The sequence below is a fragment of the Bacillus cereus group sp. MYBK30-2 genome (assembly GCF_051915945.1).
In the GTDB taxonomy this organism is placed as follows: Bacteria; Bacillota; Bacilli; order Bacillales; family Bacillaceae_G; genus Bacillus_A; species Bacillus_A paramycoides.
On record NZ_JBQAFR010000006.1, the window covers coordinates 1 to 24,150 of the forward strand.

Sequence of the window (24,150 nt, forward strand, 5' to 3'; positions counted from 1 at the left end):
CATACTTGTACGCTGCTCCGTTTGCATCGTATGCTTGTAGCTTTTCAAACGTATACTTCCAGTTTGTTTCTGCTGTTACTTCTTTTGTATCTACTACTTTACCGTTTTGTAAAAGATCTACTTTGATCATTGTCGGACGATCTTTCGCGTTATCGTCTTTCCATGTTTTCGTTCCTTCTACTTTTGTTTCGCCTACTTTTGTATTTGTGATGTCATAACCATTTACTTTGGATTCATATCCTGGTACTGCTTGTTCTTTCACTTCATACTTGTACGCTACTCCATTTGCATCGTACGCTGCTAAATCTTTGAATTCATATTTCCAATCTGCTGCTTCGCTTACTTCTTGCGTCGCAATCACTGTACCATTTTGTAAAAGGTCTACTTTAATCATTTCCGGACGATCTGTTGCGTTATCATCTTTCCACGTTTTCGTTCCTTCTACTTTTGTTTGACCTACTTTTGTATTTGTGATGTCAGTACCACTTACTTTGGATTCATATCCTGGTACTGGCTGTTCTTTCACTGTATACTCGTAAGCCTTTCCTTCCGCATCATATGCTTCTAGATCTGCGAATATATATTTCCAACCCATTACTGCGAGTACGTCTTGTGTTTGAATCACGTTTCCGTTTTGTAGTAAGTCCACTTTGATCATTGTCGGACGGTCTATTGCATTTCCGTCTTTCCATGTCTTCGTTCCTTCTACTTTTGTTTTGCCTACTTTTGTATTTGTGATGTTAGTACCACTTACTTTGGATTCATATCCTGGTACTGCTTGTTCTTTCACTTCATACTTGTATGCCGCTCCGTCTGCATCATATGCTTGGAGGTTTTCGAATGTGTACTTCCATTCTGTTGCTGCTGTTACTTCTTTTGTGTCTACTACTTTACCATTTTGTAAAAGGTCTACTTTGATCATTGTCGGACGATCTTTCGCATTATCGTCTTTCCATGTCTTCGTTCCTTCTACTTTTGTTTGACCTACTTTTGTATTTGTGATGTCAGTACCATTTACTTTGGATTCATATCCCGGTACTGCTTGTTCTTTCACTTCATACTTGTACGCTGCTCCGTTTGCATCGTATGCTTGGAGTTTTTCAAACGTATACTTCCAATTTGTTGCCGCTGTTACTTCCTTTGTATCTACTACTTTACCGTTTTGTAAAAGATCTACTTTGATCATTTCCGGACGATCTTTCGCGTTATCGTCTTTCCATGTTTTCGTTCCTTCTACTTTTGTTTCGCCTACTTTTGTATTTGTGATGTCATAACCATTGACTTTTGATTCATATCCATCTACCGGCTGTTCTTTCACTTCATACTTGTATGCTTTTCCATTTTCATCGAACGCTACTAAATCTTTAAATTCATACTTCCAACCTGTTTCTTTGCTTACTTCTTGTGTCGCAATCACTGTACCGTTTTGTAATAAGTCTACTTTGATGGCTTTATGCTCTTCCTCTGTGCCACCTTTCCACGTCTTCGTTCCTGCAACTGATGTCTTGCCTACTTTTGTATTCGTGATGTCATAACCATTGACTTTTGATTCGTATCCGTCTACTGCTTGTTCTTTCACTTCATACTTATATGCTTTTCCGTCTGCATCGTTTATCGCCAAATCTTTAAATTCATATTTCCAGCCTGTTGCTTCGCTTACTTCTTGCGTCGCAATCACTGTACCGTTTTGTAGTAAGTCTACTTTAATCATCGTTGGACGACCTTCCGCATTTCCGTCCTTCCATGTTTTCGTTCCTTCTACTTTGGTTGTTTGTACCACTTTTGTATTTGTAATGTCATAACCGTTTACTTCTGTTGTGTATCCATCTATCGGTTGTTCTTTTACTTCATACTTGTACGCTACTCCATTTGCATCATACGCTGCTAGGTTGTCAAATTTGTATTTCCAACCATCTGCCGCTGTTACTTCTTTCGTGTCTACTACTTTCTCATTTTGTAGTAATTCTACTTTGATTGAACTTGGACGATCTTTCTCGTTATCGCCTTTCCACGTCTTCGTCCCTGCAATAGATGTAGTTTTCACTTTATTCGGAATTGGCAACTTAACTCCATTTACAGCATCTGATTTAACTTCAAAAATTACTTTTGCTTGAGGGTCGAAATCAACATAGTCTGGAGCTGAAACTTCTTGCACATAATATTTACCTGGTTGTAAATTAGGGATTTCAATTATCCCTTTTTCATCTGTTTTATATACATCTCCAACTTGTTCATCAGGCTCTTTATACAACTTAAACGAAACATTTGGGATTACTTTTTCTTCATCCCCTTCAATATGCTTCACAATTTTTAGTGTTCCTCTTGGAGTCACGTTACCTTCAGCACCACCGCCAGCTGTCATATTTTCGACTGGATGAGTACCCGATTCAGTAACTGGTTCTTTGTTTAGAACTTGGTAATCAATCGTATAATCATTCTTAAAAAACTCTTGCTTCTTCCCAGCTTCCGTTATAGTAGATGTATAACCAATCGTAAAGGAGGCAAGACGTGCTTTATCCTTATTAAGTACAACTTTAAATGATCTGTCTCCAGTAAAGGTAATCGTTCCGTAACCTTGCTTTTCAAGCTCTTGTAGCGTTAAAGATCGACGACCTAGATAATCATCTACACTTATATAGAAGCTATCCTTATTAAGTGTTTGACCTTCCTGTAAATTATCAGTCACAACAATATCACGACTTAACTCTTCTTTATTTAAGTTTATATTTAAGAACCAACGCACCTCACCTGGCTTACCTCTCATATCACCAGTTTTATAAAAAAACGGACCCTTTCCAGGATCTGTACCACCACCGCTTGTTGGACCGGTAATTATTACAGCTTGCTTATCTACATTTGTACCGAAATTGGTTTCAATCTCTTTCTTTTCATCCGTTCCTACATTAGCAGCTTCCACGAAAAAGTTTAAATACCCTTTAATATTTTGATGTGTACTCACTTTATCATTAAATGTACATACCACAGTACCTGCTGTAACTTTACAAGTACCATAGTCATCTAATAGAAACTCTGTATCTAATCCTTTTAATTCTGGAGGCAGTGTTAATGTTAGTGTGTCTCCAGGCTTCAGCTTAAGGCCATCTTTTTCACTGAAGTTTACAGTGACTTTAGTCTGTTGTCCGATAGAAAGATTTGTTTTATCAATCTTAAAACTATCCACAAGTCCTGCTGTGTTTAACTCTTGTGCATTTGCTACTATAGGTAAAAGACTCTGGCCTATAGTAAACATGAAAATCATTATAATCGAAAAAATCGAAGTTATTCTTTTTAAATACATACTTGTGTAATTCCCCCTATAAAATTAAATACAGATAGATTCTGGTGCAAACATACTATGACAAAGATTCTACTATTCAATGTCATTAAGCCACTTTACTAAAATGTGTTTGATAGCTATTATCATCTTTTTCTCTTTTTTCAACCCTTCTATTGCTTAGAAACTTGAAGTTTGAAGTCTGACTTTTATATAAATTCATCTCATTTCCCCGACATGCCTAAACTATGCTATTTCTGGCCTATACTGTTTAACAAGAACAGATACAGGACAGGAAAAATTTTGATAAAGAAATTCAAATTACAAGTACACATGAACGGACCACAGAATAACTTCAAAGCTAGAAGAAAACAATTCGAAAAGCACTCACGATAAAACCCATGACGGCCATTGTCTTATTATGCTGTAGAGTTTCCGAAATTTCTTCACACCCGACGCAAACGTTTGCTCTATAAATGTAAAAATTTCATTGCCGACAAGTATGGAAGAGCTACTTCACAGTAAATATGCATTTGGTCAACTTCCTTACTTATCCCCCTAAAGAATAACAAGAAGTACAATCTATAATCGAATTTAGCATATCCGCCGAAGAAGGTTACGACTGTGAAACATGCTAGGATACTCGTATTCTAAAAGATGTCATTGAAGATGCGTTTTCTGTCATTATGAGTTGAGGTGAAATTGGCCATATGTTAAAACGTTTTGTGTTTAGTTACACGACCGACCTACACACCGAAACAAGTAGAACAAGAAGCATTCCACCGCCATCATTATATAATTAAAAACGCTCTGGATGAAGTATTGGTTGCCTATGCAAGATGAAAGTCATATTCTCCAAATTTGAATACAGTGGAACGAATTTGGGGGTAACTAAAAAAGAGTATGATTGTCAACTGATTTCATATAAATCGTATAGAAATACGAAATTCAGCCTTTTCATTTTTGGAGTATATAAATGAGTGTCGAGAAAAAACACTTTGCCTAATGGGTTCCATGGCTATGTCGAAGAATTAAAATGAGCTTATATGTGATGATAATATCAAAACCGAGAGATTTATATCCTTTCATTATTTTTTATCAAATCATGAAAACTTTAATTGTACTATATGTACTATTGTAAACATACCACCCCTAGTTTCTTGACTAAGTTGGAAGTTTTCAAGATTGATTACTAATTGTTTAGATACTTGGTTAGATGCATTGTTATTTTAGTATTTGGCATAGCTGTAACAATATTTTTCACAACAATCACACCATTTCCTAGTAACATTCCACCAACTAATAATACATATATGGATTTTAGATAATCTTACCCCCAACAGTCTATTATTCTAGAATCGTTCCTAAAAATCAATAGTTAATTGGTATTTTTCTATTTTCACTTCATCACCATAACATATATTTAGAGCAAAAAACTGCAACAGAAAAAGAGATAGCTTTGCCATCTCTTTTTCTGTTGCAACTTCCCTTCATCAAGCCGTACGTGCGGTTCTCCTCATACGACTTTTCGGTACTTTTCTTTTTTCTATTACATTTTCTCTGGTGCAGATACTCCTACGATTGCTAGTGCATTTTGAAGTGTAGTGCGTACTGCTTTCATTAATTCGTAACGAGCTTTACTTAATTCTAAGTTATCTTGGTTTAATACTTTTTCTGCATTATAGAAGCTGTGTAATGCTGCTGCTAATTCAAATGCATAACTTGTAATGCGGTGTGGCAGACGTTTTTGCGCTGCATCCGCAACTACAGCTGGGAATTCACCAAGTTTTTTTAGTAACTCTACTTCTTTCTCAGAAGTAACAAGTTTGTAATTCACGTCTCCGCCTGTAGCTAATCCTAACTCTTCACCTTGACGAAGGATACTGCATACGCGAGCATGAGCATATTGCGCATAGTATACTGGGTTTTCATTAGATTTTGATACAGCTAAGTCCATATCGAAGTCTAAATGAGAATCACCACTACGCATTGCGAAGAAGTAACGCATTGCGTCCACGCCTACTTCTTCCATAAGCTCACGAAGTGTAACTGCTTTACCTGTACGCTTACTCATCTTCATTTTTTCACCATTTTGGTACAGTTGTACCATTTGGATGATTTCTACTTCCAGTGTTTCTTTATCGTAACCTAGCGCTTGAATAGCAGCTTTCATACGAGGAATGTAGCCATGGTGGTCAGCACCCCAAATATTGATTAGCTTATCGAAACCACGCTCTAATTTGTCGCGATGGTAAGCGATATCTGGCGTTAAGTATGTGTAAGAACCGTCGTTTTTAATTAATACACGGTTTTTGTCGTCACCGTAAGTCATTGAACGGAACCAAGTTGCCCCGTCTTCTTCAAAGATTTCTTCACGCTCTTTTAATACAGCAAGAGCCTGATCAATTTTTCCGTTTTTGTATAATGATGTTTCTGAGAACCATACATCAAATTTAACACGGAAACTTTCTAAGTCTTTTTGAAGTTTTGCTAACTCATATTTCAAACCATATTCACGGTAGAATTCATAGCTTTCTTCAGCATCAGCTTTTGCATAACGATCGCCAAACTCTTCTGCTAAACGTTTACCGATTCCAATGATGTCCGCACCATGGTAACCGTCTTCTGGCATTTCTTTCTCTAAACCTAAAGCTTGCATGTAACGAGCTTCAACCGAAAGAGCTAAGTTATGAATTTGGTTACCAGCATCATTAATGTAGTACTCACGAGATACATCGTATCCTGCTTTTGCTAATACGTTACATAAAGTGTCACCTACTGCCGCACCACGTGCATGTCCTAAGTGAAGGTCACCTGTTGGATTCGCAGATACGAACTCAATTTGTACTTTTTCACCTTTACCAGTATTCGTTTCACCGTAAGCTTCACCAGCGTTGACGATTGTTGGGATTAAGTCTGTTAAGTAGCTATTATCCATGTAGAAGTTAATGAAACCAGGACCAGCGATTTCAATTTTTTCAATGGAAGCTTTTGCTTTATCAAAGTTTGCAACTAATTCTTCTGCAATCATACGAGGTGCTTTTTTTGCAACGCGTGCAAGTTGCATTGCCATATTTGTAGAGAAGTCACCATTTGTTTTATCTTTTGGAGATTCTAATACAACGTTTGGAATTTGTTCTTCTGTCGCTAATTCTGCTTTTAATACAGCAGCTTGAATTTCTTCTTTAATCAATCCTTTTACTTGTTCTAAAGAATTCATTATTTTGCCTCCTTCAAATTAATTGTAATTGTATATCTGCCAGCTTCTTGTTCACTTAGAAGCAATGCGTACGTTAAGAAAAGTTGTCCTTTTTTCTTTTCATCCGACCATTTAAAAAGAACGTTATCAGTCTTTGTTTGCAATGCAAACGTACCAAGTTCACTCGTATATGTACCAGTTGTCCATTCACCTTTCACATGCGTCTGACGCATAGAAATAGCACCTGAACGCATAATGAGAACTTGTTCATCTTGAATTTTAATAATTGTTTTCACTTCGCCTTGTTCGTTCGGCTCTTGGAATGTTACATATGTACCTTGACCTTTTACATAGTATTGACCATTTGCTTCAAAAGCAACGGTTTCCTTCCTCGCCCCTTCACGGATTTCTGTTACGAAATGAACGTGTACCGGCAAGCCTGCAAGTTGTTTCTTCACGTCTTGCACACCTTTCAAATGTTATAGATATTAAATACTACTTATAATAAATCACTTTTCCTATCATATCAAAAAAAGACTCTGTCTGTCTGCTGAAAAATCAGGAAAACTCCTTTTCAAAAAATAATTCACTTTCGCTTTATTTCATATGATAAAATATTTTTTAAATCTAAATATTCTTTCATTTTAAGGGGCGAATCTAATGTTACCAACAAAATTAAAAAAAGGTGATGAAATAAGGGTTATTTCACCGTCTTGCAGTTTAAGTATTGTCTCCACCAGCAACCAAGAGCTTGCTACGAAAAGATTGACCGACATGGGATTTCACGTTACGTTCTCAAAAAACGCTGATGAGATAGACCGCTTTTCTTCATCCTCTATTTCTTCGCGAGTTCAAGATCTTCATGAAGCATTCTCAGACCCTAATGTAAAAGCAATTTTGACGATACTTGGAGGATACAACTCTAACGGTTTGTTAAAACACCTCGATTATAATTTAATTCGTGAAAACCCAAAGTTTTTCTGTGGCTATTCTGATATTACAGCTTTAAATAATGCTCTTTATGCAAAAACAGGCTTAGTTACATATTCAGGCCCTCACTTCTCTTCATTTGGAATGGAGAAAGGAATCGATTATACGACCGATTACTTTTTAAAGTGCTTAACTTCTCATGAACCTATTGAAGTACTGCCGGCTGAAACGTGGAGCGATGATTCTTGGTATATTGATCAAGAAAATCGAGGGTTTATTAAAAATGAAGGATATGTTTCGATTCAAGAAGGAGAAGCAACAGGAACTATTATTGGTGGCAATATGAGTACATTTAATTTATTGCAAGGTACACCATATATGCCAAGCTTACGAGATAAAGTTTTATTTCTTGAAGAAGATAGTTTAACGGGAAAAGCTACACTTAAAACTTTCGATCGATATTTACACTCTCTTATGCAGCAAACTGATTTTGAATACGTAAAGGGCATTGTTATAGGAATGATGCAAAAAGGAGCGGAATGTACGATAGAGGACATCCAAGAGATGATTGCTTCAAAACCTGAGCTTAAACATTTACCTATCATTGCAAACGCAAGTTTCGGACATACAACTCCAATTTTCACTTTCCCAATTGGCGGGCATGCAAAAATTATTTCTAACAAAGAAAATACATCTATCACTATTTTAACGCACTAAAAAAGGAGCGAACGATTCGCTCCTTTTATGGTTTTTCTATTTTTTGCATTGCTTTTTGTGGAATCGACTCTTTCGGGATTTCAGCCCACCCTTTTCCCTGCATACCTTTTGCATAAATTTTTATAAAAGCACCTGTATGCAATTCACGATTCACCATTCTTTTAATAACTTGTAGCTTTCCGTCTTCTGTATATCCATTAAATGTATACAAATATTCATCGTCTTTTTTCTCACCTTTATCTATAACTGCATAATAATCTTGTATTTCTTTATTTGAAAAGAAGTTGTCTACAAAAGCCTCGACGCCCTCTGTTTTTGTCTGTAAATAATACGCTGTACCACCTAAAATAATGGCGAAAACAGCTAAAACTTTAATTACTAATTTCATACATGCGCCTCCTGTTTACACTTCTTTCTCGCTATTCGTATGTCTATACCTGTATTATACGAAAAATGGCATACTATACTCTATCGAAATGTCTTACACTTCCCTTACATTATTGTAAGGGTCTTTCACCTTACAGCAATTTCCCAATAAATTTTTTTCCGTTTAACGAACTTTTATATTATTATTGAATGATACAAATTTTTATTACAAAAATCAAAGGAGACAGTTTTCAAATGGCTATCTTGCAAGGTTTAGCACTATTACTTGTTGTACTTTGTCTATTTACACTTTTTAGTTACCGTGCTCCTTACGGAATGAAAGCAATGGGTGCTTTAGCTAATGCAGCAATCGCGAGCTTTCTTATTGAGGCATTTCACCGTTATATCGGTGGAGAAATGTTTCATAATGACTTTTTACAATCAGTAGGAGAAGCTTCTGGTAGTATGAGTGGTGTCGCAGCGGCTATTTTAGTAGCGCTGGCAATCGGTGTTTCACCCGTATACGCTGTTTTAATCGGTATCGCTACTAGTGGATTCGGCATTTTACCAGGATTTTTCGCTGGATACGTTTGTGCATTCGTCGTGAAATTTCTCGAAAAGAAATTACCAGCTGGTGTAGAATTTTTAGCAATCTTATTTATCGCTGCACCAATTTCACGTGGAATGGCGATGCTTATGGATCCTCTCGTTAACGCAACGCTCGGAAAAATCGGTTCTATGATTTCAATTGCAACTACAGAAAGTCCTATTATTATGGGCATTATGCTTGGTGGATTAATAACAGTTATTTCTACATCTCCATTAAGTTCTATGGCACTAACTGCAATGCTTGGACTAACAGGTTTACCAATGGCCATTGGTAGTCTTGCCGTAGCAGCTTCTGCCCCAATGAATTTTATTTTCTTTAAACGACTAAAAATTTGTTCAAAGAAAGACACAATCGCTGTCGCAATCGAGCCTTTAACACAAGCCGATGTTGTCTCAGCAAACCCAATTCCTATCTATATGACAAACTTTGTTGGCGGCGCGCTTGCCGGTATTATTACGTCACTATTCCAGCTCGTTAATAATGCACCAGGAACAGCATCACCAATTCCCGGGCTTCTCGTCTTATTCGGATTTAATGACGTTATAAAAGTAACGATTGCTGCCGTATTATGTGGAATCGTTACCACGATTGTCGGATACATCGGATCAATTGTGTTCCGCAAATATCCAATTCGTTCTGCTGATGAAATTCGTGGAATTACTTCGAAAGAAAAAGTTGCATAAGAAAAAAGAGCTAGTCTCATCCAGTGAGATTAGCTCTTTTTTTATGTCGCGTGACGGTAAGTAAAATTATATCGGCGATTTTTTAAATATATCGACTTACCGACACATAACGACAAAAATAAAAGCCTCCTAGTCGTCTAGGAGGCTTTCGCTTTCGCTTTTACTTCTATCCAGCTACAGCGGCTAGAATGCTCGGTGGCTTCGCTTCTTCCTTCGAGGCAAAAAACGCCTCTACGTCTGAAGCTCCATCCCCCTCACATTCTAAACGAGCCGCTTCCGCTTTTACTTTTATCCAGCTACGGCAGCTAGAATCTCCGGCCATTTCACACTCTCGGTCGAAGCCAAAAGCGCTTCTCGATCAGGTGCTCCAATACCCTGCGATTCTGAGCGAGCTGCCTCCGCTTTTATTTCACCCAACCGAGCAGCATTTCCCGCACGAATTTACTTGCTGCGATTGGTGTTTGATCGCTATGATCGTAGACTGGAGCTACTTCTACTAAGTCTGCTCCGACTACTTTTATATTTGAATTTGCAATTGCTACGATGGACTCTAATAGTTCTTTAGATGTAATACCGCCAGCTTCTAATGTTCCTGTTCCAGGAGCATGGGCTGGGTCTAACACATCAATATCGATTGTGACATAGACTGGGCGTCCTGCAAGTTTCGGTAGTACCTCTTTTAACGGTTCTAATACGTTAAATTTATATAAGTTCATACCTACTTCTTTTGCCCATTCAAATTCTTCCTTCATTCCAGAACGAATTCCGAAAGAATATACGTTTTCCGGACCAATTAAATCGCACACTTTACGAATCGGTGTAGAGTGGGATAAAGGCTCTCCCTCATACGACTCACGTAAGTCAGTATGAGCATCCATATGGATGATTGCTAAATCCGGATATTTTTTTGCCATTGCCTTAAAAATTGGCCAAGACACTAAGTGCTCACCGCCGAGACCTAGTGGAAACTTACCGGCATCTAATAGTTTTGCTACATATTCTTCAATCATGTCTATGCTGCGCTGTGGATTCCCAAATGGTAATGGAATATCACCCGCATCAAAATATTTTACTTCTTCTAGTTCACGATCTAGATATGGACTATATTCTTCTAGTCCAATCGATACTTCACGAATACGTGCAGGGCCGAAGCGAGAACCTGGACGGTAACTTACTGTCCAATCCATTGGCATCCCGTAAATAACTGCCTCTGACTCTTCAAAACTTGGATGACTTTTAATAAATACTTTACCTGAATAAGCTTCATCAAAACGCATATTCTTTTCCTCCTTATGTGGAACTTAAGGTATCCCAACCTTTCATTATTTCTCAAATTTGGAGCCTATAGCTCCTCTTTCTCGATTTACCTGCGCCTTCTTTTTATCATAAGAAGACTACTTCATTTGTAGCAGTGTAAGTAACTAGCATGTTCAAGCCTTCTAGACAAACACCTTAAATGAGTTACTTACACTTTATTTATTTCAATTTAACGCCCTTACTTAATTAAATCTCCAACAAACTTAGGTAATGCGAATGCTGCATTATGCAGTTCTTTTGTGTAATATTTCGTTTCAATTTCATGGAAACGCTCTTCACTTACTTCTAGTGGATCATGTTTTTTAGATCCGATTGTGAATGTCCAAAGTCCACTTGGATACGTTGGAATGTTTGCTGTGTATAAGCGAGTAATCGGGAAGATTTCTTTTACATCTTTAAACACAGTTGTAATTAATTCTGGTGTAAACCAAGGGTTGTCCGTTTGTGCAACGAAAATACCATCTTCTTTTAACGCTTTAGAGATTCCAGCGTAGAAGCCTTTTGTAAATAAGTTTACTGCTGGCCCTACTGGCTCAGTAGAATCTACCATAATTACGTCATATTCATTTTCGCTTTCTGCGATGTGTAGGAAACCGTCTCCTACTTTTACTTCTACACGCTCATTATCTAATGCACCTGCAATTGATGGTAAGTACTGTTTAGAGTACTCAATTACTTTTCCATCAATTTCAACAAGAGTTGCTTTCTTTACACTTGGGTGTTTTAACACTTCACGAATAACACCGCCATCGCCGCCACCAACAACTAATACGTTTTCAGGGTTTGGATGTGTAAATAAAGGTACGTGCGCTACCATTTCATGATAAACGAACTCATCTTTTTCTGTTGTCATAACCATGCCGTCTAAAATAAGCATGTTTCCGAACTCTTCCGTTTCAACCATATCAAGTTTTTGGAATTCTGTTTGCTCCGTATGTAATGTGCGGTTAATACGCGCCGTAATTCCAAAATGTTTTGTTTGTTTTTCAGTGAACCATAGTTCCATCGTACAATCACGCCTTTCGCTGCAAATTTATAATAGGGACATCATTAATGTCCCCTAACAAAAATAAAACAAAACATCCAAAAAGTATAGTTAAAAGTACAAAAATACCGAAAATATATTTTAGTCAGAGCGTTCTAACATCTATGTGAAAAGGGGTTGTCCTGTAATAGGAAAGAAAACCCTTTCTTAAGAAAGGGTTTTTGTCTCTACTTCTACTGGTTTACGAATCGGAATTAAGATTATAACGCAACCAACTAACACTACAATTCCACCAACTAAAAATGGGCTTTGCGGCGAAACTATATGACCGATGACTCCTGATAAAATTGGAGCAATCGCGCCCCCTAACCAACGAACGAAGTTATAAACACCTGATGTAACAGATCTTTCATAAGGTGAAATATCCATTACATAACTTGTATATAATGCATTATTTAATCCTGATGTTAATCCAGATAGAACAATTAATACGATTTGTAACCACATAACTTTTACGAAGAATAGTGCAATTAATAACATTGCAAATACGAGCAAACTACCTTTTAACAATGTTTTCGGTTCATATTTACCTTCCAGCTTATGTGCTAATATGGCTGAGCCGTAGGCTAACGCTAATCCCCATCCACAAAATACAAATCCTAATTGAATAGCAGATAAATGCATAATAAGTGGTGAATATGCTAGCACGACGAAAAATCCGTAGTAGTATAACATCCCTGAAATGGCACCTTGCATAAATGGTTTATACTTCACTAGGTTAAGTAACTCTCCCACACCCGCTGCTTTACGCTTCACTTTTCGCTCCGGTTCTTTTACAAAAAAGAATACTAAAATAAATGCTAAGAAAATTAAAATACTCGTCGCAAAAAATGGGTAGCGCCAAGAATGTCCACCTAATATCCCGCCTAATAATGGTCCACCTGCCATCCCTAAACCAATGGCTGCTTCATATAGTCCTACTGCTTCATGAACTTCTTTACTTAATGCAATTAATAATGTCATTGCCGTTGCAAAAAACATTGCATTTCCTAATCCCCATCCTGCACGGAAAAGAGATAATTGAGCAATCGTTTGCGATATACCGCATATAAATGCAAATACAGTCACAATTGCAAGACCGATTGTCATCATTCGTTTATCACCAAATCTTGATGCAAATATACCGGCTGGCAACATCATAATTGCCATCGTTAAAATATAGGCTGTAAATAACATCTCTACTTGCCAATGCGTTGCACCAATTTTCTCAGCAATAATTGGCAAAATTGGATCAACTACCCCTATACCTGAAAAGGCAAGGAAGGTAGCCACCACCGTAATCAATCTCCCTAATTTTTGTTTGCTCTCCATTTTGATTACTCTCCTTTTGTATTCTCTAAAAATGTAACTGCTCGATTTAAACTATCTTCTAGCTCCGCCTTTACGCGCTGCATTTGCTCCATTTTCTCGTCTAACGTTTGCACTTGTTTTTCAAGCATCTCTTTAATTTCTTGAATAACTTCACGGTCACGAGGATTCTCACTATTTCTTCTGTGTTCCATTCTTTCTTTTAACGATAAGAAATGCTGCATTTCTTGAAGCGTGATTCCTAGTACTTCTTTCGCTTCCACAATCCTTTTAATTCTTGCAATGTCCTCATCTGTATACAGGCGAATGTTCCCCTCACTACGCTCCGGGGGATGAATTAAACCAATTTCCTCATAATAACGAAGTGTACGTTTTGTTAAACCAACTTGTTTTGTTACTTCATCAATTTTATACATGTTTATTCCTCCCTTCACTTGATTATTACATTTTACGTTAACGTTAACTTTTGTGCAACTGTTAGACTTTTGTAAATGTTTTTCCTATTCAATTGTATTTTTCCCAAAGCAGTTTCATAATGAAAGAAAAGAGATGATAAGGAGATTTTCACATGAATAAACCACTAATTTTCGCTCACCGCGGGGTAAAAGGAACACACCCAGAAAATACGATGATCGCCTTCCAAGAAGCTGAGCGCATTGGTGCTCATGGAATTGAACTTGATGTCCACCTATCAAAAGATGGTGAACTTGTCGTGATTCACGATGAAACAGTCGATCGTACAACAAATGGTGTGGGACTTGTTTCCGAGAAAACTGTAGAAGAATTACAAGCTTTAGATGCCGGTAGCCATAAAGATCCTTCTTTCCATGAAGCAAAAACTCCAACGTTACGCGAAGTATTCATTTGGCTGTCTACAACAAATTTACAGCTCAACATTGAATTAAAAACAGATGTCATTCACTATCCAAATATCGAGGAAAAGGTTGTTGCCCTTGTTCGTGAGTATCATCTATCCAATCAAATTACATTTTCATCATTTAACCATGATTCTATTTCATTATTAGCAACAATTGCTCCAGAAATTCCAAGAGCGATTTTGTACGATACACCACTTGCCGATCCTATTGCTGAAGCAAAAAAACGTGAGGCAACTGGATTACACCCAAACTTTCAATTATTAACGAAAGAGTTTGTCCAATTAGCACAAGGGCAAGGATATGTATTCCGTCCTTACACCATTAATGAATATAAAGATTTACAAACTATGATTGATTATGGCGTAGATGTCATTATTACCGATTGGCCAGCACGTGCTTTTGAGCTCCTTTCTTAAATGAAGGGGCTCTTTTTATTTTAGAAATTTCATTGTTTAAAATAAACCAAAACCCTCAATACTAATACAATAATGCTTGTATTAATGAGGGGCTGAAAAAGATGGATCAAACTATGAATCCAAAACTTAAAAAATATAAACGTCTTTTCTTCACCGTAATGTTCTCTTGTGTTCTTTTTTTCGTCTTTTCCTTTTTCATTATCATTATAGCTGCAAAAATCATGGGACCTCCCCCTGTTGCGGTTCCGCAAACAAGTGTCTTTTATGCTAACGATGACACTGTTATAGGACAAAGTAATGAAATGCAAAAACGCTATAATGTAGCTCTCGATGAAATTTCTCCCTATGTAAAAGAGGCGACACTCTCTATTGAAGACCAACGTTTTTACAAGCACCATGGCTTTGATATGAGACGCATTGCCGGTGCCATTATTGCTGATTTAAAAGCAATGGCAAAAGTACAAGGCGCTAGTACTATTACACAACAGTATGCTCGTAACCTTTACTTAGATCATGATAAGACTTGGAAACGTAAACTATTAGAAGCAATGTATACCATTCGTCTTGAAGTAAACTATAATAAAAATCATATTTTAGAAGGATATTTAAATACAATTTATTATGGGCACGGCGCTTACGGAATCGAAGCTGCTTCTCGTCTATATTTCGATAAAACGGCAAAAGAATTAACATTAGCAGAAGCTAGCATGCTAGCAGGTATTCCGAAAGGCCCTAGCGTTTACTCTCCTTTTTTAAAAGAAGAGCGTGCTAAAGGGCGTCAATCTCTCATACTAGATGAAATGGTAGAACAAGGATATATTACAAAACAGCAAGCAGCCTCGGCAAAAAAGGAAACTCTTACTTTTGCCTCATTAGATACGAAAAAAGTAGCAGAGATTGCACCTTATTTCCAAGATGCTGTACAAGCTTCTCTTCTTCGTGATATCGGATTAGATGAACAAGCTTTACAACGAGGTGGTTTGCGGATTTATACGACATTAGATCCTAAATTACAATCTGTAGCAGAGCAAGCTGTAAAAGATCATATTCCTGACACAACAAACATACAGACCGCCCTCGTCTCCATGAATCCAAAAACGGGTGAAGTAGCTGCTCTTGTAGGTGGAACCGATTATGCTACGAGTCAATTTAATAGGGCTACACAAGCCGCTCGTCAGCCTGGATCTACATTTAAGCCATTTCTATATTACGCAGCCTTAGAGCGAGGATTCACCCCTGCTACGCGCTTAAAAAGCGAATACACGGTATTCACCTTAGGGGATGGCGTATCAAAATATAAACCGAAAAACTATAAAGATTATTATGCAGATGATTTTGTGACGATGGCACAGGCCCTTGCAGTCTCTGATAACGTATATGCTGTGAAAACCAATTTATTTTTAGGAGAAGACACACTCGCGAAAACAGCGAAGCAATTCGGAATTACAAGTGCATTAAAAGACGTTCCCTCCCTTGCTCTCGGCACATCTCCTGTAAAACCAATTGAAATGGTCAATGCTTATAGCATGTTCGCAAACGGTGGAAAAGAAGTAAAACCTGTTTTTATTCGTCGTATTATGGATCATGAAGGAAACATGTTGTACGATGCTCATTTGGAAAGTAAACAAGTTCTCGATAAGAGCAAAGCTTTTGTGATGGAAGAAATGATGACAGGTATGTTTAATAAAAAACTAAGCAGTTATGCCGCTGTAACCGGTCAATCAATGTTATCAAAACTATCAAGAACATATGCTGGAAAGTCTGGTTCTACCGAAACCGATAGTTGGATGATTGGATTTACCCCCCAACTCGTAACTGGTGTATGGGTTGGATACGATCAACCTAAATCAATTTCAAACCCAGCAGAACAAGGATATGCGAAAAAAATATGGACCGATACGATGGAAAAAGGCTTAGATGGACAGCCTAAAAAGGATTTTAAACGACCAAGTGATGTCGTAGCGGTCGACGTTAACCCTGAAAACGGCAAAATCGCTACAAAAAACTGTCCAATTTCTGTAAAAATGTATTTCGCAAAAGGTACAGAGCCGACTGAATATTGTATGGATCACGTTGATGATAAAGAAGAGTTTGAAAAGGCTAGTGAAGAAAAGACTAAAGCAAGTTGGTGGAAGAAATATCTCCCGTGGTAAAAAAATAGCTGACGGAAATCCGTCAGCTATTTTTATTCACTTAATAATGCATGACGCAATTCTTCACTAGATTCGTTCCAAATTGCTTCATTATGCTCTTTTAAGAATGTACCAAGTACTTTTTTAGATGATTCATCCATATGGTCAACCATAATGTGACGCTTTAATGATTTATCCATTTTGTTTACATGCTCTGGAAGTGATTTATATCCGCGGCGAATTTCACGGTCTACTGTCATTTCACAAGCTGTTACACCTGCGTAATAAGCACCAGTTGCCGTTCTTTCAATTGTTACCCAAACAAGCCAAAATGGTTTTCCGTTTGGAACTTCATCTTTATTTGTTAAAAACTTAATTCCTTTTTCTACTGTGCTACGCGCATGCATCGCACCAATGTCAACGAACGCAGTTTTTTCTAATACATCAACAAATACAGGTGAAATATTTTCTAGACTTAATGCTCCAACACCAAATCCACCATGTCCATCTGTTGAATCATTTTTCACGATATTAAAACCGATTTTTTTCTTTTTCTCTGTCATATGTAAGTTCCTCCTCGCTTAATGATTATAAAAGCCCGAAAATAGGCGCAATGATATTTTGTAAAAATACTAATACATACGGAATAACAACATTGAAAATAGGCTGAATTGTGTAATTGCTAAGCGGTGTAATAACAAGAATTAACAAAGCAATTGATCCATACTTTTCATACTGTGTCATTTTCGCACGAATATTGGCTGGTGCTAAATCTTCAACAACGCGATATCCATCAAGTGGTGGAATCGGTAATAAGTTAAATACAAGTAAAACAATATTAAGCATAATAAAAATTTGGAAAAATTGAGCTAACGTATCTGCTACTGCAAATGGAATGGAATCTAATACTCCAAATGTTAATAGGCTATACCAAATAATTAAACCTATTGCACTTAAAATTAAATTACTTATCGGTCCTGCAATAGAAACTAATATTCCAGCAAGACGCGGTCTTTTGAAATTATACGGGTTAACAGGCACTGGTCTTGCCCAACCGAATCCAAGAATTAATACAGCAATCATCCCGATAGGATCTAAATGAGCCATCGGCGATAATGTTAACCGTCCCTGTTTCTTTGCTGTATCATCTCCAAATTTATATGCAACATACGCATGTGCAAATTCATGCACAGATAGCGCAATAATAATTGCCATTGCTACCAACGGAATTTGGTGCAACGGGTATCTAAATAACTGATCCATACTTCATCTCCTCTTCCATATGTCAAAAAAAGAAAATATTTGTTTTTTCGATTGTTCTTCCTCATAATCCGCTATAATAAGAGTGTAACTTACATAAAGGGAGCGATTGTACATGCCATACGTAACAGTGAAAATGCTAGAAGGACGCACAGAAGAACAAAAGAAAGCTCTTGCTGAGAAGGTAACCGCAGCAGTAAGCGAAACAACTGGTGCTCCTGAAGAAAACATCGTTGTTTTCATCGAAGAAATGTCTAAAAACCATTATGCAGTTGGTGGAAAACGCTTAAGCGACAAATAATTTCAAGTTTTTCATAAGAAGCAGCCATTAGCTGCTTCTTATTTTTTTCCTTCTAACAACTCGATAATTCTTTCTTTATATTTTCCTTTTCTTCCATCTTCATAGATTAAATCATGCGGATAAAATAACTTTTGATCCGTTCTCTTCTTACCCGTAATCGCCTCAACAATATCTGATTCACGTGAAAGCTCTCTAAGTTCCCCGTTAGGCATAAGGAGTAAGATTGGCAGACGCTCTTCTTCTTCTCCTGCGCGGTAAAAGTCATACGGTAAATCCGATGTTGAATCAACAACTAAATAATACTCTGGATCTAATCCAATCTTTTTAAATAAGCTACTTAGCTCCATCCAATTATCTAAACCGTGCTTATCCGTAAACTCTACATACTTAAATAGATTTCGATTCATAAATCGGCGGCATAAATCACTTAAAATTGGATCTTCTTCGTCTTGCCATACTTGGAAGTAATAATACATAACGTTCTCGTCTAGCTTTAAATAATCCTCTACTGTTACCTCTTCTTCAAATAAAGAGTAGAAATGAACAGGATGATATTTAAAAGTATAGTACTTCTCATGCAATGATTTAGCTCGATGTAAAATCTTCGTTAAAATAACTTCTGCACTACGCGTTACCGGATGGAAATATACTTGCCAATACATTTGATAACGGCTCATAATATAATGCTCTACAGCATGCATACCACTATTTTTAATGACTACTTGATTCCCATATGGACGCATGACACGCAGTATACGTTCCATATCAAAGTTGCCATACTTTACACCTGTGAAATAAGCATCTCTTAATAAATAATCCATACGATCAGCATCAATTTGGCTTGAAATCATACTAATCGCTAGTTTATTAGTAGATGTTTTTGCAATTACATCTGCTACCTTTTGTGGAAACTCCTTATCAACACGGCTTAACACATCATTAATTTCCGTATCGCCAACGATAATCTTTTGCGTAAATTTCTCATGATCTAACGAAAATACTTTTTCAAACGAGTGAGAAAATGGGCCGTGGCCGACATCATGAAGTAATGCCGCACATAAACATAATAATCTATCTTCAGCATTCCAATTTGGTCTGCCATCAAACACATCATCAATCATACGACGAATAATTTCATATACACCTAACGAATGAGTAAAGCGACTATGCTCTGCACCGTGAAATGTAAAAAATGTCGTTCCAAGCTGCTTAATACGGCGCAAGCGTTGAAATTCTTTCGTTCCGATTAAATCCCAAATAACACGATCACGCACGTGCACATATTTATGTACTGGGTCTTTAAACACTTTTGTTTCGCTGAGTTTGTCGTTTAAATATACCACCTTCCGACATCCCCCTTTCTTTACTGCATTCTTACTATATATTATAAACGATATAGGAAACAGAAAGAAATGAAAGACTATATTAATTCCTTGCATATAAAGAAAGATCACTTTTACCGAAGTAAAAGTGATTTCTTTTTGTATATTATTTTCCTAAAACGAACTCAGCAACTTCGTCTAAGATCATTTCTTTACCTAGTGGGAAGTATCCTTTGTTTAGGTCTTCATTGCTAATTGTGAATACGTGATTGTTTTTAACAGCGTTCATGTTTTTCCAAATTGATTCTTCTTGGAATTCTTTTAGACGCTGAGAACCGTCACCAGTTGTAAATACGAATAAGTAATCTGGGTTGTAATCGATTAAAGCTTCTTTTTGTACTTGTACTAGCGGTTTATCAGTTGGTGTACCTTTAACTGCTGGTAATTTTAAGTCATTAAAGATTACGCTACCGTAACCGTAGTCACCGTATACGCGGAATGCATTTGGATATGCAGCCATTTTCATGAATGTTGCATCGCCAGTTTTGGCGATGATTTTGTCATGTAATTTGCTTGCTTTTTCATCATACTGCTTGAACCATTCTTTTGTTTCTTTCTCTTTACCGAAGATTTGACCTACTTCTTCGAATTTTGGACGCCATTGGTCTAATGGAGTTTTTAACATAACTGTTGGTGCAATTTTAGATAATTGATCGTAAATCTTTTCTTGACGATTGTTTACAAGAATTAAATCTGGTTTTGCAGCAGCTACTGCCTCGATGTTAATTTTATCGCCCCAAGCAGAACCAACTGGTTTTACACCTTCTAATTTCTTCGCGATATGTCCATCAATTTTTTCTTGTGTTGTATTTGCAGTAATAATCGGTTTCATACCGAAAATTAATAATTCTTCTGTTGAACCACTAAGGTCAGCGATTTTCTTTGGATTTGCAGGAATTTTAATTTCCCCTTTTGCGTGTTGTACAGTGCGCTCTTCAGTCTTCGCATCTGCTTTCTTTTCTTCTTTGTTAGAAGAACAAGCCGCAAATAGTACAGAAGTAACAACTAGTACCATTGCTAATAGTGCCGTTTTAAATTTCTTCATATTCCCACTCCTTCTAGCTGTATTTCTCTTATAATTTGCATTTAACTATAAGAAACAAAAACAACATTTAATTAATATATTTTTATTAATTGTTGTTTATAGCCCATTCTAACGGGCGTTCAACTTCCCATTCATCAATAAGAAGCTCAACGTCCATTAGAATCCCCCCTCTTACCTCTTTAAGAGGGGGACATTCTATTAATTATGCTTTTTTACGCAATTGATTACTAATCATCGTTAAATCGTATGTTAAGCAAATTGGTTTACAGTTTACTGGACATGGAACGATTTGCGCTTCAATCTCAAATACATTACGAAGCGTTTCACTTGTCATAACTTCATCTGGTGTTCCTTGTTTCATTAACTTCCCAGCTTTTAATGCAATCATATGATCAGAGAAACGAGAAGCATGATTTAAATCGTGAATGACCATAACAATCGTTCTGCCTTCTTCTTGGTTTAACTTCTTCAGTAAGTTTAATACTTCAAGTTGATGAGCCATATCTAAGTATGTTGTTGGTTCATCTAACACGAGTAAATCTGTTCCTTGTGCAAGAGCCATCGCAATCCATACACGTTGACGCTGACCACCTGATAAAGCTTCTGCTGGACGATTTGCGAATTCTGTCATTCCCGTCACTTCAAGTGCCCAATGAATGTAGCGATAATCCCCTTCTTTCAATGTTCCAAATCCTTTTTGATGAGGAAAACGTCCATATGAAACAAGTTCAAACACAGTAAGGCCCGTTGGCACTTCTGCAGTTTGTGGTAAGATCGCCATTTTCTTTGCGATTTCTTTTGTTGGCTGTTTCTCAATTGCTTTTCCATCAAGATAAACAGTACCTCGTTTTGCTTTCAAAATACGAGAAGCCGTTTTTAATAATGTGGATTTCCCACAACCATTTGGTCCAATAATCGTTGTAATTTTCCCTTCCGGAATTTCAACTGTTAATCCATCTATAATTAACCCTTCATTATAGCCAACAGATACCGAATCAACTGCTAAAGTTGCCATACAAAAAGCCTCCCTTTATTTTGTCCTCATAAGTAAATATATGAAATATGGTGCGCCAATTACAGAAATAACAAGACCGACCGGTATTTCTGAAGTTGGTAACACACTTCTTGAAATTACATCTGCAAATAAAAGCAAGAACGTTCCTATTAATGCAGCTGTTGGTAACATAATTTGATGTTTACCACCAACGAGGCGTCTCGCTAAATGCGGAGCCATTAAACCGATAAAGCCGATTCCGCCCGCAACAGCAACAGATGCACCAGCTAAACAAACTGCAATAAATAATAATTTACGTCTTTCCTTTTCTACGTTTACGCCAAGGCCAACTGCTGTAGAGTCGCCTAAATTCATTACATTTAATATGTGCGCTTTACTAATGGCAAGTGGTAAGAAAATAACCATCCACGGAAGTACACTTAGTACGAATTTCCAATCTGTACCCCACAGACTTCCCGCTAGCCAAATCGTGGCAAAGCGGAAATCGTTAGATGTCATCTTCATAGAGAAAATTAAACTAACAGCACCAAATCCCGCTGCAACCGCGATACCTACAAGTATTAATCGAGTCGATGAAACGCCATCTTTCCATGCAAGTAAATAAATAATAACCGCTGCTAATATCGCTCCAACTAGCGCGAAGAATGGAAGGATAAATACAGATAAAAGTGTACCAGTTCCAACTTTTCCAAAGAAAAAGTAGACGAATACAACAACTGTTAATCCCGCTCCAGCGTTAATACCTATAATACCTGGATCAGCGAGTGGATTTCGTGATAACCCTTGCAAAATCGCACCTGACATAGCTAATGCAGAACCAACTAATATAGCAATAACCATACGTGGCATACGAAATTCAAATAAAATAACAGACTGATCTTCTGCACCTAATCCAACTAATGACTTTAATACATCCATTGGAGGTATTTTAAATGTTCCTGTATTTAAGCTTACTAAAAATACAGCAACGATTAATCCTACTAAAATCGTTAAAATTGAAACATTCTTTTTTGTTAAGACACTCGTCCTCACATTTTTCCTCTCCCTTCGTTACGTGCTAAGTAGAGGAAGAATGGAACCCCAATTAGCGCTGTAATTGCTCCAATTGGGGTTTCAAATGGTGGATTAATAATACGAGATAACATATCTGCACATTCAATTAACAATCCACCTAAGACCGCAGAACACGGGATAACCCATCTATAGTCTGAGCCTACAAGGAAACGAGTCATATGCGGAATTACAAGTCCAACGAATCCAACCGATCCTGCCATAGAAACTGCAGAACCTGTTAATACAAGAACAAGTACTGTTCCGATAAATTTAATTAATGTCGTATTTTGACCAAGTCCAATCGCGATTTCTTCACCAAAGCTTAAAATGGTAATATATCTCGACATCATGATTGCAATAATGAGACAAACTAGACCAATCGGCACTAACATATTAATACTTTGCCATTTCACTCCGGCAACACCGCCTGCATTCCACATACTCACCTCTTGGGCAAGGTTGAAGTACAGTGCAATTCCAGATGAAATTGCCCCTAATAAAGCACTAATTGCCGCACCAGCTAAGGCTAATTTTACAGGCGTTAATCCACCTGGTGAAGAAGACCCAATACCATATACAATGCTCGCACCAAACGCAGCTCCAATAAAAGATGCGATAACAAACATTAAATAGGGTGAATTAGGGAAAAATGCATACATAATTGCAATTCCAAATACAGCTCCATCTGTAATTCCCATTAACGATGGTGATGCAAGTGGATTTCGTGTCATGCCTTGCATAATTGCTCCTGATACCGCTAAAAAGGCACCTGCAACTACGCCCCCTATTGCTCTAGGCATGCGTAATTCTTGAATTACGTTATGGTGCGTTATAGAACCGTCAAACTGGAACACAGCTTGCCATACAGTCTTTAAACTAATATCCGCTGCACCAAATGAAATAGAAACCGCCATACTTAAAGCTAACAAAATTGTGCCAACTATTAATATAATAGAAGCAATGAGCGGTCTGCTCTTAATCTCTTTAACATTCACTTCTTGCTGCTCTATACTCCTTGCGCTCGCTTCCATCCCTCAACCATCCTAACCAACAACATATATTTAATAAAATGAAATTTATTCTCAAATAGTAACAAAAAAAATAGGTGAATCGACCCTTTCTTGATAATGATTCTCAGAATCACACTTTCTATTCTACCTACCGCTCCAAAAGGCTGTCAACCATTATTTTGAAATATGAACTCATACAAAGCACTATC

At 37.2% G+C, this 24,150-nt stretch carries 21 protein-coding genes; 5 read left to right on the forward strand and 16 right to left on the reverse strand.

The features are described from left to right. The 3 genes from ACTFQM_RS23255 to ACTFQM_RS23265 form a co-directional block, all read right to left on the reverse strand. Nucleotides 1–3,298 (reverse strand): Cna B-type domain-containing protein (locus ACTFQM_RS23255; protein WP_440036436.1); only part of this gene is annotated, 3,298 nt, incomplete at its 3' end. 1,525 nt (nucleotides 3,299–4,823) lie between these two features. Beyond that, nucleotides 4,824–6,494: an arginine--tRNA ligase gene (gene argS, locus ACTFQM_RS23260; RefSeq protein ID WP_440036437.1), complete on the reverse strand. Its 1,671-nt coding sequence runs from the start codon at nucleotides 6,492–6,494 to the stop codon at nucleotides 4,824–4,826. Next, nucleotides 6,494–6,931 (reverse strand): DUF1934 domain-containing protein, encoded by a 438-nt coding sequence (locus tag ACTFQM_RS23265; RefSeq protein WP_000744343.1) that lies wholly within the window; start codon nucleotides 6,929–6,931, stop codon nucleotides 6,494–6,496. The genes argS and ACTFQM_RS23265 overlap by 1 nt, the downstream gene beginning before the upstream one ends. Nucleotides 6,932–7,133: 202 nt before the next feature. Here ACTFQM_RS23265 and ACTFQM_RS23270 point away from each other — a divergent pair, with 202 nt between their 5' ends. Continuing rightward, nucleotides 7,134–8,120: a S66 family peptidase gene (locus ACTFQM_RS23270; protein WP_440036438.1), complete on the forward strand. Its 987-nt coding sequence runs from the start codon at nucleotides 7,134–7,136 to the stop codon at nucleotides 8,118–8,120. A gap of 25 nt (nucleotides 8,121–8,145) precedes the next feature. On the opposite strand, the gene ACTFQM_RS23275 is transcribed toward ACTFQM_RS23270, so the two are convergent. Then, on the reverse strand, nucleotides 8,146–8,508 hold the full coding sequence (locus ACTFQM_RS23275) for a YxeA family protein (RefSeq protein ID WP_440036440.1): 363 nt from the start codon (nucleotides 8,506–8,508) through the stop codon (nucleotides 8,146–8,148). A 233-nt stretch (nucleotides 8,509–8,741) separates the two neighbouring features. On the opposite strand from ACTFQM_RS23275, the gene ACTFQM_RS23280 reads away from it, so the two are divergent. Beyond that, nucleotides 8,742–9,779, forward strand: a complete 1,038-nt coding sequence (locus ACTFQM_RS23280) for a PTS sugar transporter subunit IIC (protein ID WP_327910192.1) — start codon at nucleotides 8,742–8,744, stop codon at nucleotides 9,777–9,779. Nucleotides 9,780–9,945: 166 nt separating this feature from the next. Here the strand turns inward: ACTFQM_RS23280 and ACTFQM_RS23285 are convergent, their stop codons facing one another. From ACTFQM_RS23285 to ACTFQM_RS23305, 5 genes are all read right to left on the reverse strand, one after another. After that, nucleotides 9,946–10,101 carry a hypothetical protein gene (locus tag ACTFQM_RS23285; protein ID WP_440036442.1) on the reverse strand — a complete coding sequence of 52 codons (156 nt, stop codon included), beginning with the start codon at nucleotides 10,099–10,101 and terminating at the stop codon, nucleotides 9,946–9,948. Between the two features lie 82 nt (nucleotides 10,102–10,183). Further along, nucleotides 10,184–11,056 (reverse strand): agmatinase, encoded by an 873-nt coding sequence (gene speB / locus ACTFQM_RS23290; protein WP_002113102.1) that lies wholly within the window; start codon nucleotides 11,054–11,056, stop codon nucleotides 10,184–10,186. Nucleotides 11,057–11,274: 218 nt separating this feature from the next. Continuing rightward, a complete protein-coding gene (gene speE / locus ACTFQM_RS23295) occupies nucleotides 11,275–12,102 on the reverse strand; it encodes a polyamine aminopropyltransferase (protein ID WP_000424696.1) in 828 nt (275 codons plus the stop codon). Between the two features lie 186 nt (nucleotides 12,103–12,288). Next, nucleotides 12,289–13,452 (reverse strand): MFS transporter, encoded by a 1,164-nt coding sequence (locus ACTFQM_RS23300; protein WP_440036444.1) that lies wholly within the window; start codon nucleotides 13,450–13,452, stop codon nucleotides 12,289–12,291. A 5-nt stretch (nucleotides 13,453–13,457) separates the two neighbouring features. Next, nucleotides 13,458–13,865 carry a MerR family transcriptional regulator gene (locus ACTFQM_RS23305; protein WP_440036445.1) on the reverse strand — a complete coding sequence of 136 codons (408 nt, stop codon included), beginning with the start codon at nucleotides 13,863–13,865 and terminating at the stop codon, nucleotides 13,458–13,460. A 152-nt stretch (nucleotides 13,866–14,017) separates the two neighbouring features. Between ACTFQM_RS23305 and ACTFQM_RS23310 the strand changes: the two genes are divergently transcribed. After that, entirely contained in the window at nucleotides 14,018–14,743 is a 726-nt protein-coding gene (locus ACTFQM_RS23310; protein ID WP_440036447.1) for a glycerophosphodiester phosphodiesterase, read from the forward strand. A 101-nt stretch (nucleotides 14,744–14,844) separates the two neighbouring features. Continuing rightward, nucleotides 14,845–16,896 (forward strand): transglycosylase domain-containing protein, encoded by a 2,052-nt coding sequence (locus ACTFQM_RS23315; protein ID WP_440036448.1) that lies wholly within the window; start codon nucleotides 14,845–14,847, stop codon nucleotides 16,894–16,896. Between the two features lie 32 nt (nucleotides 16,897–16,928). Here the strand turns inward: ACTFQM_RS23315 and ACTFQM_RS23320 are convergent, their stop codons facing one another. Together ACTFQM_RS23320 and ACTFQM_RS23325 are read right to left on the reverse strand one after the other, a co-directional pair. Beyond that, on the reverse strand, nucleotides 16,929–17,438 hold the full coding sequence (locus ACTFQM_RS23320) for a YwhD family protein (protein WP_098607263.1): 510 nt from the start codon (nucleotides 17,436–17,438) through the stop codon (nucleotides 16,929–16,931). A 25-nt stretch (nucleotides 17,439–17,463) separates the two neighbouring features. After that, nucleotides 17,464–18,138, reverse strand: coding sequence for a site-2 protease family protein (locus ACTFQM_RS23325; RefSeq protein ID WP_440036450.1), 675 nt, complete (start codon nucleotides 18,136–18,138; stop codon nucleotides 17,464–17,466). 112 nt (nucleotides 18,139–18,250) lie between these two features. On the opposite strand from ACTFQM_RS23325, the gene ACTFQM_RS23330 reads away from it, so the two are divergent. Continuing rightward, nucleotides 18,251–18,436, forward strand: a complete 186-nt coding sequence (locus ACTFQM_RS23330; RefSeq protein ID WP_001147171.1) for a 2-hydroxymuconate tautomerase — start codon at nucleotides 18,251–18,253, stop codon at nucleotides 18,434–18,436. Nucleotides 18,437–18,474: 38 nt separating this feature from the next. Here the strand turns inward: ACTFQM_RS23330 and ACTFQM_RS23335 are convergent, their stop codons facing one another. From ACTFQM_RS23335 to ACTFQM_RS23355, 5 genes are all read right to left on the reverse strand, one after another. Further along, on the reverse strand, nucleotides 18,475–19,779 hold the full coding sequence (locus ACTFQM_RS23335) for an HD domain-containing protein (protein ID WP_098303661.1): 1,305 nt from the start codon (nucleotides 19,777–19,779) through the stop codon (nucleotides 18,475–18,477). Between the two features lie 145 nt (nucleotides 19,780–19,924). After that, a complete protein-coding gene (locus tag ACTFQM_RS23340; RefSeq protein WP_002174411.1) occupies nucleotides 19,925–20,863 on the reverse strand; it encodes an ABC transporter substrate-binding protein in 939 nt (312 codons plus the stop codon). A gap of 202 nt (nucleotides 20,864–21,065) precedes the next feature. Beyond that, nucleotides 21,066–21,878 (reverse strand): ABC transporter ATP-binding protein, encoded by an 813-nt coding sequence (locus ACTFQM_RS23345; protein WP_440036453.1) that lies wholly within the window; start codon nucleotides 21,876–21,878, stop codon nucleotides 21,066–21,068. A gap of 15 nt (nucleotides 21,879–21,893) precedes the next feature. After that, nucleotides 21,894–22,910, reverse strand: coding sequence for a FecCD family ABC transporter permease (locus tag ACTFQM_RS23350; RefSeq protein WP_001260763.1), 1,017 nt, complete (start codon nucleotides 22,908–22,910; stop codon nucleotides 21,894–21,896). Next, nucleotides 22,907–23,962: a FecCD family ABC transporter permease gene (locus tag ACTFQM_RS23355; RefSeq protein ID WP_048374917.1), complete on the reverse strand. Its 1,056-nt coding sequence runs from the start codon at nucleotides 23,960–23,962 to the stop codon at nucleotides 22,907–22,909. The genes ACTFQM_RS23350 and ACTFQM_RS23355 overlap by 4 nt, the downstream gene beginning before the upstream one ends. Nucleotides 23,963–24,150 lie beyond the last annotated feature (188 nt).

What these genes read in the sequence shown, in the direction of transcription:
- argS (WP_440036437.1), bottom strand. Translation starts at nt 6,494, where the DNA reads ATGAATTCTTTAGAACAAGTAAAAGGATTGATTAAAGAAGAAATTCAA.
- ACTFQM_RS23270 (WP_440036438.1), top strand. Translation starts at nt 7,134, where the DNA reads ATGTTACCAACAAAATTAAAAAAAGGTGATGAAATAAGGGTTATTTCA.
- ACTFQM_RS23275 (WP_440036440.1), bottom strand. Translation starts at nt 8,508, where the DNA reads ATGAAATTAGTAATTAAAGTTTTAGCTGTTTTCGCCATTATTTTAGGT.
- ACTFQM_RS23280 (WP_327910192.1), top strand. Translation starts at nt 8,742, where the DNA reads ATGGCTATCTTGCAAGGTTTAGCACTATTACTTGTTGTACTTTGTCTA.
- ACTFQM_RS23285 (WP_440036442.1), bottom strand. Translation starts at nt 10,101, where the DNA reads ATGGCCGGAGATTCTAGCTGCCGTAGCTGGATAAAAGTAAAAGCGGAA.
- speB (WP_002113102.1), bottom strand. Translation starts at nt 11,056, where the DNA reads ATGCGTTTTGATGAAGCTTATTCAGGTAAAGTATTTATTAAAAGTCAT.
- speE (WP_000424696.1), bottom strand. Translation starts at nt 12,102, where the DNA reads ATGGAACTATGGTTCACTGAAAAACAAACAAAACATTTTGGAATTACG.
- ACTFQM_RS23300 (WP_440036444.1), bottom strand. Translation starts at nt 13,452, where the DNA reads ATGGAGAGCAAACAAAAATTAGGGAGATTGATTACGGTGGTGGCTACC.
- ACTFQM_RS23305 (WP_440036445.1), bottom strand. Translation starts at nt 13,865, where the DNA reads ATGTATAAAATTGATGAAGTAACAAAACAAGTTGGTTTAACAAAACGT.
- ACTFQM_RS23310 (WP_440036447.1), top strand. Translation starts at nt 14,018, where the DNA reads ATGAATAAACCACTAATTTTCGCTCACCGCGGGGTAAAAGGAACACAC.
- ACTFQM_RS23315 (WP_440036448.1), top strand. Translation starts at nt 14,845, where the DNA reads ATGGATCAAACTATGAATCCAAAACTTAAAAAATATAAACGTCTTTTC.
- ACTFQM_RS23320 (WP_098607263.1), bottom strand. Translation starts at nt 17,438, where the DNA reads ATGACAGAGAAAAAGAAAAAAATCGGTTTTAATATCGTGAAAAATGAT.
- ACTFQM_RS23325 (WP_440036450.1), bottom strand. Translation starts at nt 18,138, where the DNA reads ATGGATCAGTTATTTAGATACCCGTTGCACCAAATTCCGTTGGTAGCA.
- ACTFQM_RS23330 (WP_001147171.1), top strand. Translation starts at nt 18,251, where the DNA reads ATGCCATACGTAACAGTGAAAATGCTAGAAGGACGCACAGAAGAACAA.
- ACTFQM_RS23340 (WP_002174411.1), bottom strand. Translation starts at nt 20,863, where the DNA reads ATGAAGAAATTTAAAACGGCACTATTAGCAATGGTACTAGTTGTTACT.
- ACTFQM_RS23345 (WP_440036453.1), bottom strand. Translation starts at nt 21,878, where the DNA reads ATGGCAACTTTAGCAGTTGATTCGGTATCTGTTGGCTATAATGAAGGG.
- ACTFQM_RS23355 (WP_048374917.1), bottom strand. Translation starts at nt 23,962, where the DNA reads ATGGAAGCGAGCGCAAGGAGTATAGAGCAGCAAGAAGTGAATGTTAAA.